Genomic DNA, 10,517 nt, shown 5'->3' with positions numbered 1-10,517 from the left:
TTGTCAGAATATAACTGTGAACGCCCGCATGAATCACTGAACAATATGACACCGGAGGAATACCGACAGCACCATTATTTGGCCGGGATCTCAAAAAATGCATGGAACTAAAACGGGTCTATTTACAATCCCATCACGTGCACCAGTACGAAGGTGAAAGCCCACGTGTAATTTCCTGCCTGCAATAAGGTGAAAACCTCGACAGAAAATGTTGAAAAGGTAGTCAGCCCCCCACACAGACCGGTGACGATCAGCAGTTTCCAGGCCGGATCTACGTGAGGATGACGAATGAAATATGCCATTGCGCCACCATTGATAAATGCTCCCAGCAAATTCATTACCAGGGTTCCGGATGGAAGAGACGGGAAAAAACTGTTGAGTTTCATCCCAAAAAAACAGCGGATAATACATCCCGTGGCCCCACCAATCATAATTGCTGCCATCTGACCCAATGCTGTGTTCCCCACATAAGGAAAATTAAGGCGTATAACCCAGAAGGCGCTGCGCATCAGTTCCAGCTGTTCGTCGGTATCCTCCCCTTGGTAACTCAGCGAACCACCGCTATCCGGGCAACAGGGCTCTGCAGATAACAGCCGTTTTTCATCGCCGGGGAGCGATTCAGGGAACGGCTTACGGGTATGGGTCTGGCGCAGCGGACGCTGCACCATCGGGTCATCCGCCCGACCAGTCAGCGTATCGCACTCTTTCTGCAGCCTGTTCAGGTCAGCTTCCATCTGTGCGATACGGCGGAATATCTTTTCGGAACGGCTGCTGAAGTTAATACGGCGGAGCTTATCCAGCTGCGCCTGCATGATAGCTACATACTGTGCTGGGTTTACGCTTACAAATAAGCTACCGAATACAAAAAGTGCCGAAAAGCAACGCTGAATATAACGAAGCCTCAAACGAGCATTTTTATAGCACTCACACAATTAGAGAGACATTACTTCTAAATAATTAATTATTATGAAATACATTACTTAAAAACGGAACCGAATCGCGCAATGACGGGTTAACTGTACCGCTATGATCCAGTCCTTCGTAGATATGAACATCCACTTGTGTTCCCGCATTTTTCACAGCATCCGAAAATCGTTTTTGCATTGCTGTCGGTACGTTGATATCAACGCTGCCAATGCCGAAAAATACTGGATGGTTAATCTTTAGAGTTGGATAAATCATCGTTCCTACACTTGTGTTTAAAAGCGACTCCACGCCCGGCTTAAGGGAATTAGCGGAATTCAGACCTGCTTTCATTACCTTATCGTTTAGATGTACAATGCAAAGCTTGTTCGCCTCTTTCAGTAAGGGCAACGCTTTGTCCTGAAAATAGTCAGTAGGATTAAGTTGCAAATTACTATCGGCGGCAGAGAGATAAATGTAGAAGATGTACGGTATTTTTGGATCACCACTTGTAGGAGTATCCCTACCTAGAGGCAAGATATCAGTTGCAGTTGTGCCCTGTTCAAAATAAGGTGAGCCAGTCAACACCGTTGCTCGAATATTCAGTTCTGGAGCATATTCATGCTGATATCCAGCGCTGGCGAACGCAGCATGGGCTCCCTGTGATTGCCCGACGAGGATAAGTTCATTTTTAAGAGGAAAATGTTTCAGAGCAGCGCGAATGCCATCGAGAATGCTCCAGGCCTCTCCACGGGAGTTAAGATAATGGTGAAGACCAGAAGAACCTAATCCAGCGTAATCAGGTGCTACAACAGCATAACCTAAGGATAACCAAGTATTTAAATACTGCTTATCACGATCGCTGCGCGGGTTCAGCGAAGGTGCGCAATGGCTGGCAACACCAACAGTACCATGTGCCCAAACAACTACTGGCCATCCTCTTTTTGGAGTGACGCCAAAGGGAATAAACACAGCAGCGGTATCCTCACGCACAGTTTTGCCATCAACACCACTTCGAGAAGGGTAATGCAGAAGATACTGTTCAGCCGCTTCTCTTAAACCATATTCAGCGCGAAGCGGAGAAATGGGATTAACGTCACCAGCACTAGCCGATATCGACTTCATTGATAGCAGTAACAACGCTGAGGTCGCAGTGAGTAATTTCTTTGAAATGGAATAAGTCATGAGATTCTGTTCCAGTATTTTTATGTGCCTAGTTTAGAAGCCTGCTCTTGAATATCGAGTAAACGAAACCAGTGTTTCTTCATCATTGCCATAAATCCGTCACTAGCGATGCAAAAGTCAATATGTGGTGATGTTATGGACGCCCTTTCCTGAAGCAGGCAGTGCCATACTTTTACTGTCTGCATTTGCTACGGGAGTAAATCACATAAGCACGATCAGGGTTGTTGGTTTTGATATCGCAAAATCTGTTTTTCAGGAACGTGTCTGAATGATTGATGGCTCTGTCGCATGGAAAAAAATATCTTTCGTTCCAACCTACTAGATAATATCCGACAGTTAGAACCCAGAGCTCTTGTTGCAATGGAGGCTTGCTCCATTCCGTACTTCTGGGGACGAACCTTAGCCTCCATGGGCTATTATGTCAGGCGACCAGGTAAACCGTCAGTTCGTGGCAGAGCACTCCAATCAGCCTGAGTGGCAGATTTTACGTACGTTGGGACCTGGCAGGGCTTCGACTACGTGGCGTTTATCATTGCCATATTAGCCGGTGTTATTGGCTGGTGGGCTGACTGGTCCCATAGCCGCCGCTATTTAAAACGGGTATAAATTTTTTATATGGTTGAGACGAGAGATCTTGCCCCGCCATCTCCGGACAGCTTTTGTATCTTAAGTTAACAATGCCCGCTGCCGCCGGTATTCCCTCGGAGAGTGATATCCCTGCGCACTGTGCGGGTGGTTTTCATTGTAATGCGTGAACGCTGCTCCAAGGTTTCGCAGTGCTGTTCTCACATTCGGTTTTGGCATGAACGCGATATAGTTTTCCTTCATCGTCTTCACAAACCGTTCGGCCATGTCATTGCTTTGCGGGCTGCTCACCGCTGTTGTACAAGGCTCCAGATTCAGTGCTTTCACGAACCTCCGTGTTTCATGCGCGGTATACGCTGAACCGTTACACACGGCAACAGCCATAGCTGGGTATGTCGCTGATGATGTCGAGGATCTCCGACAGTATTTCAGCGTCTGCTTCGCCATTACGCCGTTTACAGTACCCGTCCTGCCAGTAGGCAGAACGGTTAATTCGCAGTGACAGCGGCGCACGCGACATGCCCATGGTACGGCTGACAAGGCTTATTCGCCATCCTCCGGCAACAAGGGCACGTGCGCTATCCACTTTTTTTGTCGGCCATATTCAACGGCTTCTTTCAGCAGCTCGTTTCCCATGGTTTTCTTGCCCAGCAGGCGCTGTAGCTCTTTAATTTGCTTCATCGAAGATGCCAGTTCCGACGCGGGTACAACCTGTTCACCCGCAGCAACGGCGGTGAGACTACCTTCCTGGTACAGCTTACGCCACAGGAACAACTGACTGGCAGCAACACGGTCATACCGGGTTCAAAGCTCTGCTGAACAATGGCGATTTTTTTCTGAAGGCTGCGCCGTCTGCGCTTCTCCGGCCCTAAAACATCCATCATCCGGACTCCAACGACTAGTCTAAAAACTAGTATTAAGACTATCACTAACTTAAGTGATACCAACTGTCTGGAGATTCATGGGGCCAGTCTACTCAGGCTCACCGTGGTGGCGAATGGCCTTGCGAAAGAAGCGTAAGGCAGCCGCAGCGTCGCGTCTGGCGGTCAACAGGAAGTCGACGGTCTGCCCCGCGGTATCAACCTCCTGGTACAGATATTTCCACTGGCCTTTGATTTTGATGTAAGTTTCGTCCATCCGCCACCGCCGACCTACATTACGCTTATACTGGCGGAACGTTTTATCCAACAACGGTGCCAGGCGCATAACCCAGCGATGAAGAGTGGAATGGTCAACGATAACGCCGTGCTGCGTCATCATATCTTCGAGATTGCGCAGGCTGAGGGCGTAAGTCAGATACCAGCGAACACATTGAGCAATAACATCAATGGGATAGTGCAGGGGTTTAAAAGCTTTTCATATCAGAGGCATGGGCAGGTAACATTATAAAAAAACAGTGTGTTACCCGACGACGTCTTAATGCGACAGAACCAGATGAGGTGCCATGTGTATGGCACCTCATCTCTTATTTACTCATTGACTCCATAACCGCCTGCCAGGTTATAAAGCCACCACTCAGATTATATGTCCGGAAGCCGTGAGCCTGCAGAATACGGTATGCCACATGCCCGCGCAGACCACTCTGACAACCGATAAAAATCTCTTTATCTACAGGCAATTTTTCAAGATTCTCCCGCAGAGAATCCAGAGGGATGGATAGCGCGTCAGGATATTCGCCAAATTGTTTCAGTTCTTCAGGAGAACGAATATCAACTAAACAATACCTGTCCGGTTCCCGTTGCAAAACATCGCTGACATGACATATGGCCGTATCTCCCCTGATGACATTTGCCGCCACCATACCGGCCTGGTTAACAACGTCCCTTGCACTGTTAAAAGGCGGGGCATAAGTCAGCTCAAGATGCTCGAGATCGTTGACGGTAAGTCCCGCGCGCTGCGCGACAGACAGAACATCGATGCGTTTATCAACTCCTTTTTTCCCTGACGCCTGGGCCCCCAGAATTTTACCGGTATCGGGGCTGAACAGCAGTTTCAGACTGATCATCGTAGCCCCTGGGTAGTAACCGGCATGATCAGCAGCATGGACGTAAACCTTCTCGTATCGGGTACCATGGGCTTTCAGTTGCTTTTCATTCGCACCGACGCTGCCAATACTAAGCGAAAATACCTTACAAATGGATGTCCCCTGACTGCCATGGTAAAGGCTGTGGTGATCAAGCATGTTATCAGCAGCAATGCGTCCCTGGCGGTTGGCGGGCCCAGCCAGAGGAATATTAGCGGGTTCCTGAAAGACTAGGTCAGGTGTTTCAACTGCATCCCCCACGGCGTAGATGTCAGGAATACTGGTCTGCATACAGGCATTGACGCTTATACCTCCCCGTTTACCCACTTCGAGCCCAGCTACAGTGGCAAGGCTGTTTTCAGGTTTTACCCCGATGGCGAGAATAACCATGTCAGTCTGCACAAAGCCACCGTCAGACAGTGCAACGCGGAATCCCGTTTCTGTCCGCAGCACCTCGGTGAGTGCCGTTCTGAGACGCAGATCCACGCCATGATTCCGGATTTCCTGATGCAGGGCTGATGCCATTTCAGGATCAACCGGAGCCATAACCTGTTCCCCCATCTCCAGCAGGGTAACACGGATCCCCCGTTCGCTCAGAGCCTCCATCACTTCAAGTCCGATGAATCCCCCCCCGACAAGCGTGGTGTGAGCGACGTTATGTTGCTCAATCCACGCTAGGATAGCATCCATGTCAGTAAGATTTCGGAGCGTAAAAACGCCCTCTTGCTGTAGCCCGGGCAAAGGAGGGACAACCGGCGCGGCTCCGGTACTGAGGAGTAGACGATCCCATACTTCGGTATGGATCTCACCTGAGGTCAAATTTTTAACTGTCACTGTTTTATTAACCGGATCCACTGACGTCACTTCATGGCAGGTACGGACGTCTATGTTAAAGCGGGATTTAAAATCCTCCGGAGTCTTAAGAATAAGTGACTGCCGTAACGGAATTTTTCCGCCTATATGATAAGGCAATCCACAGTTGGCGAAAGAGACATCGCTTCCCCGTTCAAACACAACAATACTGACATCTTCTGACAACCGGCGAGCTCTGGCTGCAGCGGACGCACCGCCAGCAACACCACCAACAATCACTATTTTCATTACATCCTCTCTGTTCACTCGGGGCAAAATGTCTGCCAGATATAATTAGTTACCCAGGCCAGCTGGACGCTGCAGACCTGGCGAACACGGTGGCAAAATTATGGCACCATCAGTATACTAAATAACATTATATAAAAATACATAATGTGAGAAACCAGCAATGCCCATGAATGAAGACACAAAACGTCAGACCGATATGAAAAATGCAGCCCTGGGGGCAGCAGATGTCTTACGGGGACTGGCTAACAGCGACCGGTTGCTGTTGATGTGCCAGTTAAGCCAGGGGGAAGCGAATGTGGCCGAGCTGGAAGCTGCAGTCGGTATCACTCAGCCGACCCTGTCTCAGCAACTGGGTGTAATGCGCCGCCTGAAGCTTGTCGAGACCCGACGGGCAGGTAAAATGGTATATTACCGTATTGAGGATAACCGTATCATGACGTTGTTAAATACCTTGTATGATCTCTACTGCCCGCAGGCAGGCACCGGTAAAGGAAGCCATAACAACGAATAATGTGATCCTGCTTTCCACGCAAACCGTTTTATCATTGCAGCATTAACCCTGTCAGGTTGTGAAGAGCCTGGCCGGAATCTGCGATATTATAACGGGAAAGCGACAGTGGTCCGGATATACCCATCGGTAATGCCTGTCCGGACTGTATTTATCGCTCACGCGTTCACTGTTTAACTTATTGATTTATCGGTTTTTATACTATTACGGTCAGAAAAAACAGCCACAGGAGCACGGATGGTACTGCACTGACAGCAATGGCCTGTGGCTGACAAACCGTTTTTTCTGCTGCCGCCGGTTTACATTATTCAAGCAGGCTGCGCAACATCCAGGCAGTTTTCTCATGCAACTGGATACGTTGTGTAAGCAGATCTGCTGTGGCTTCATCATTCGCATTATTAACAACAGGGAACAGGGAGCGCGCAGTTTTAACCACAGTCTCCTGGCCCTGGACAAGATTCTCAATCATGTTTTTTGCTGCTGGAATATCCTTGTCTTCATTAACAGCGGTTAAACGTGAAAATTCATGATATGTGCCGGGCGCGAAGCATCCGAGCGAGCGTATACGTTCAGCGATATCATCAACAGCAGTGGCCAGCTCATTGTATTGATTTTCAAACATTAAATGTAAGCTGTTAAACATGGGGCCAGTTACATTCCAGTGATAGTAATGTGTTTTTATATACAGGGTATAGGTGTCAGCAAGAAGCCGGGACAGACCGTCTGCAATCTCCACCCGGGATGATTCAGGAATACCAATATCAATTATTTGTTTACTCATAACTACCTCTTACACTGTTTAAGTGGGATATACGATATGCCATTATTCTTTCCGGTCTGAGCAAAACACGCCTCATATTTTTATAATAACCAGTTACACCTGGCGTCTGCCACACTAGCCATGTGCCAGAGCAATATCCTGCGACGGGACAATGAATTTCGCCGTGGCACGAGCCACTTTCTGCTGTCCCTTTGCCAGCCATGCTTCGAGCTGGTAAATCCCCCTGCGTTGCCCAAGCAGTCTGGCACAGACCATCAGCTTGTCACCGGTACAAACGGGTGAAATAAATCTGACTGTCAGTTCAGCCGTCAGGGCCTGCACTCCCTGCATGAACAAGCAGTGAGTCATTGCGGCATCCAGCAAGGTACTCGTCATTCCGCCATGTAAAAGACCTGTATACCCCTGATGCCTGTGCTCGACCGTGTAGTCCGCATATACAGATCCATCCGGGTGTTCTGAAAAAATTAAGTCCACCGTATCAGGGTTATTGTCACGGGTACCACAGACCATACAACAGGTATGATTCTTTCTGGCATTAAGATAACAATTCATCTGTTTCTGTTCAGCGTCCGGTTATACTGACGGGGTGCATCCGTAATTCAATCAGAAGGGGTTATAATACCAAGCAGTAATTACTGCATTTTCCAGTCATTCCGGCTCTTGGTTTACACACAATACGGGTCGGATAAAAATCACCGCCCGTGATGAAAGAAACTCAGGAATGGCAACAGCGCCCGTTTCCGTGATGATGCTGATGACGCCGCTGACACGCATTTTCTGCTGTGTTCCCATCAGAGTGACAGCACTTTTTCCCCTTCGCCTCATGGTTAAAGGACTGGCGCCCCTGCTCTGGCTTATTCAGTTCAGTCAGAACACGGGTATCCGGATCACATAGTTCAGTGAACAAACAACGGCCACAGTCAGTCTGGTACACTGCGATGTTACGCTCCAGTAATTTACCCAGCATACGCTCCCCGATGTTACGGACTACAACGCGGCTAACCTGTTGTTGAACCAGCAGGTCAACCAGCTTCCGTTTACCTGAACAATCTGCGCCCAGAGCGGGATTCTCTGTCCGGCTAAGTTCTGTGCCGCGCTCATCCACAAAGACAAGGTGACTCGCTTTAGTAAAATGATTTGCTACCCGGTCGTCATTCACTGGAATGGCTGTGATCATCTTGTGTAACTCCTTCCTTTTCAGAGTACATTATTAAAGCCTTGCCCTGAGTGAGACAGTCCACAACCTTAAAACGGGCTGCTTTCAGGACATTGGCCAGTGTCTGCCTTGAAACCCCCATTGCAACAGCCGCTTCCTGCTGCTGCATGCCCAGTAAATCGACCAGTCGTAACGCTTCAAACTCATCATCTTTTAAATGAACATGTTCAAGCTGGCTCATCGGTCGCGCATTGGGCTTAAAACAGGTATCCGCAGGGCGTCCACAGATGTTACGGGGAATTCTGGGTCTTGGCATGAAGGCTCCTTATGGGCATATGCTATATATACACGCGTAAACTGGCATATGCAATATACTCGGCTCACCGGTGGAGAATTTTTTGCTTTGCCCTCGAGTATGTACGTGCGCAGCAGGTCAGGGGAGAAGAAGGGAAAGAAAACAGACACTGTCTGAAACTCAATTGTAAGCGTCGCCTCAGTACCGTCTGGCTCTGGAATCACAACAGAGAAATGTTCCAGGTTTCCATTGGCAGATTATACTGGTCTTCAACCCCTGAAATGCTGCTTTTGAAACCACATATACTGCAACGATAAATACCATAGATATGGCTATCAGGAACTATTTCCCTTCCAGGGGGTCGAGAAGTTTAAACATAAAAAAGTGACCTCATTTTCATTTAAAGCTCTTCAACCCGGCTCATTGAGCCGGGTTTATTTTAGAAAGTGACGTTAACTTTACTCCAGTACGTTCTTCCTGGTTCGTTTACAGACGTATTCGCGGAATAACCGAAGCTGCTGTTGCCAGCCAGATTCAGGTGCTCGCTATAGGCTTTGTCGAAGAGGTTATCTACACCTGCGCTGACGTTGATATACTTGTTCACTTTATAAGCGGCATTAGCAGAGAAAACTGCAAATCCCGGACTGCTGTCAAAATCTTTGCCGACGACATTACCTTCATTAATGGCAACGCGATGCTGGCTGCTGACAATGCGCAACAGACCCGTGCTGCTCCAATTACCTTTTTCCCAGGTCAGGCCCAGTCTTCCTTCGAGCGATGGAATTTGCGGCAGCGGCTGATGGTCGTCTGTATTTTTTCCCCATGAGTACGCCAGACTGGCATCCGTTTTCCAGCTCTCACTCAGTTGATAGCTCAGACCCGCTTCCCCCCCCATAATCGTGGCGTTCACGTTATCCACCTGGCTGATGTACGCATTATTAGGATCGTAACGGAACAGGATAAAATCGTTTACACGACCAATATAAGCTGAGACCCAGCTTTCCAGACGCTTACCCTTGTATTGTGCGCCAATATCAATCTGGGTCGTTTTTTCCGTTTTGACTTTATTAAATGCATCCGTTGAGCCGTCTGGTCCATAGGTCGGAGAAAAAAGCTCCCAATAGTCAGGAAAACGTTCTGTATAACCTATTCCTGCATAAAACATTACCGGTATCTCAACCAGATTATGTTCTAAGCGGATAAAACCTGCGGGGAGCGTGTCAGTTCGCTCAGAAACGCCGACATCGGTGAAATTATCGACCAGAACCCTGTCAAGGCGCGCACCGCTAACGACTTTGCTGAGATCCGTAGCATTCCAGGTAAGCTCACTGAAAAGGCCATAATCATGGAAGCGAGCGTCTTTCGTCCATATGTCATCACCTTTGCTGCGGTGCGTATTTAACTGGGTATCTGCGCCACTTCGCAGCTCAAAGTCAGACCAGTTCCAGGTTCCCATCATCCGTCCACCAACGATGCGTCTGTCGAGTTCCATCGCCATTGGCATCGCCATGTTCATTGAAGACCCCGAATCCATTGAAGAGCCCATAGAACCACTCATATCCCGACCAGACATTCCTCGCGACATTCCGCTGCCTGGAGAGCGCAGGGAATAGTTGTCCATAATGTGGTCGGAATAGTTGTAATAGACATTGGCCTCAAACTTATCAAATACGTCACCAATGTTAGATTTATCAAAACGAGCCCCGAGACTTTCACGTTTAAACTGTGAGCCATCCATACTGCGCCCAGCATAACGGGCATCACCGTCACCTTTTCCGGCGGTCAGCTCCACTAACATATCTTTATCTGGTGTCCAGCCCAGCGCCATATCCCCGTTCCACTTATCCCATTTCTGTTACCAACGGTGCAAAACTGATCCACCCCAGCGGTTGAAAATTGATCCAGGGGTTAATCTGCTCCTCTGAATACAGGGGAGCTTATGATCACTTTTGAGATTCGTATGGAAATTAAAGTCCTGCA

The 10,517-nt window shown here is 48.5% G+C and carries 9 protein-coding genes and 5 pseudogenes; 3 read left to right on the top strand and 11 right to left on the bottom strand.

From position 1 onward, the window contains the following. A pseudogene (locus OOJ59_RS27385) lies at nt 1–111 on the top strand (integrase); the annotation flags it as partial. An 11-nt stretch (nt 112–122) separates the two neighbouring features. On the opposite strand, the gene crcB reads toward OOJ59_RS27385, so the two are convergent. From crcB to OOJ59_RS27370, 3 genes and pseudogenes are all read right to left on the bottom strand, one after another. Continuing rightward, the gene (gene crcB, locus OOJ59_RS27380) at nt 123–443 is read right to left on the bottom strand and encodes a fluoride efflux transporter CrcB (RefSeq protein ID WP_094168993.1); all 321 of its coding nucleotides are present in this window, start codon (nt 441–443) and stop codon (nt 123–125) included. A 39-nt stretch (nt 444–482) separates the two neighbouring features. After that, nucleotides 483–812: pseudogene (locus tag OOJ59_RS27375) on the bottom strand (transposase domain-containing protein); the annotation flags it as partial. Nucleotides 813–957: 145 nt separating this feature from the next. Further along, entirely contained in the window at nt 958–2,088 is a 1,131-nt protein-coding gene (locus OOJ59_RS27370; RefSeq protein ID WP_094168990.1) for an alpha/beta hydrolase, read from the bottom strand. Between the two features lie 474 nt (nt 2,089–2,562). On the opposite strand from OOJ59_RS27370, the gene OOJ59_RS28315 reads away from it, so the two are divergent. Continuing rightward, nucleotides 2,563–2,694, top strand: coding sequence for a hypothetical protein (locus OOJ59_RS28315; RefSeq protein ID WP_428841225.1), 132 nt, complete (start codon nt 2,563–2,565; stop codon nt 2,692–2,694). Between the two features lie 60 nt (nt 2,695–2,754). Here the strand turns inward: OOJ59_RS28315 and OOJ59_RS27360 are convergent. The 3 genes and pseudogenes from OOJ59_RS27360 to OOJ59_RS27350 all read right to left on the bottom strand — a co-directional run bounded on the left by OOJ59_RS27360 (nt 2,755) and on the right by OOJ59_RS27350 (nt 5,797). Continuing rightward, a pseudogene (locus OOJ59_RS27360) lies at nt 2,755–3,554 on the bottom strand (integrase core domain-containing protein). A 94-nt stretch (nt 3,555–3,648) separates the two neighbouring features. Continuing rightward, nucleotides 3,649–4,014: pseudogene (locus OOJ59_RS27355) on the bottom strand (IS6 family transposase); the annotation flags it as partial. 124 nt (nt 4,015–4,138) lie between these two features. Beyond that, complete coding sequence (locus OOJ59_RS27350; RefSeq protein ID WP_094168989.1) at nt 4,139–5,797, bottom strand: FAD-dependent oxidoreductase; 1,659 nt, start codon at nt 5,795–5,797, stop codon at nt 4,139–4,141. Nucleotides 5,798–5,957: 160 nt separating this feature from the next. On the opposite strand from OOJ59_RS27350, the gene OOJ59_RS27345 reads away from it, so the two are divergent. Beyond that, nucleotides 5,958–6,308, top strand: a complete 351-nt coding sequence (locus OOJ59_RS27345) for an ArsR/SmtB family transcription factor (protein WP_058799396.1) — start codon at nt 5,958–5,960, stop codon at nt 6,306–6,308. Between the two features lie 301 nt (nt 6,309–6,609). On the opposite strand, the gene OOJ59_RS27340 is transcribed toward OOJ59_RS27345, so the two are convergent. From OOJ59_RS27340 to OOJ59_RS27320, 5 genes and pseudogenes are all read right to left on the bottom strand, one after another. Further along, the gene (locus OOJ59_RS27340) at nt 6,610–7,086 is read right to left on the bottom strand and encodes a Dps family protein (RefSeq protein WP_009652867.1); all 477 of its coding nucleotides are present in this window, start codon (nt 7,084–7,086) and stop codon (nt 6,610–6,612) included. Between the two features lie 114 nt (nt 7,087–7,200). After that, nucleotides 7,201–7,596, bottom strand: a complete 396-nt coding sequence (locus OOJ59_RS27335) for a PaaI family thioesterase (RefSeq protein WP_141201924.1) — start codon at nt 7,594–7,596, stop codon at nt 7,201–7,203. 205 nt (nt 7,597–7,801) lie between these two features. After that, nucleotides 7,802–8,263: a NifB/NifX family molybdenum-iron cluster-binding protein gene (locus OOJ59_RS27330; protein WP_094168987.1), complete on the bottom strand. Its 462-nt coding sequence runs from the start codon at nt 8,261–8,263 to the stop codon at nt 7,802–7,804. Then, the gene (locus OOJ59_RS27325) at nt 8,238–8,558 is read right to left on the bottom strand and encodes a DUF134 domain-containing protein (protein ID WP_094168986.1); all 321 of its coding nucleotides are present in this window, start codon (nt 8,556–8,558) and stop codon (nt 8,238–8,240) included. Before OOJ59_RS27325 ends, OOJ59_RS27330 begins: the two co-directional genes overlap by 26 nt. A 418-nt stretch (nt 8,559–8,976) precedes the next feature. Beyond that, nucleotides 8,977–10,389 (bottom strand): annotated as a pseudogene (locus tag OOJ59_RS27320) (TonB-dependent copper receptor); the annotation flags it as partial. Nucleotides 10,390–10,517: the final 128 nt, after the last annotated feature.

It is taken from the genome of Citrobacter sp. W9 (assembly GCF_026719375.1).
Classification (GTDB): domain Bacteria; phylum Pseudomonadota; class Gammaproteobacteria; order Enterobacterales; family Enterobacteriaceae; genus Citrobacter; species Citrobacter werkmanii.
The sequence above is the reverse complement of the archived record's forward strand: the minus strand, read 5'-3'. Positions and strand labels throughout refer to the sequence as shown.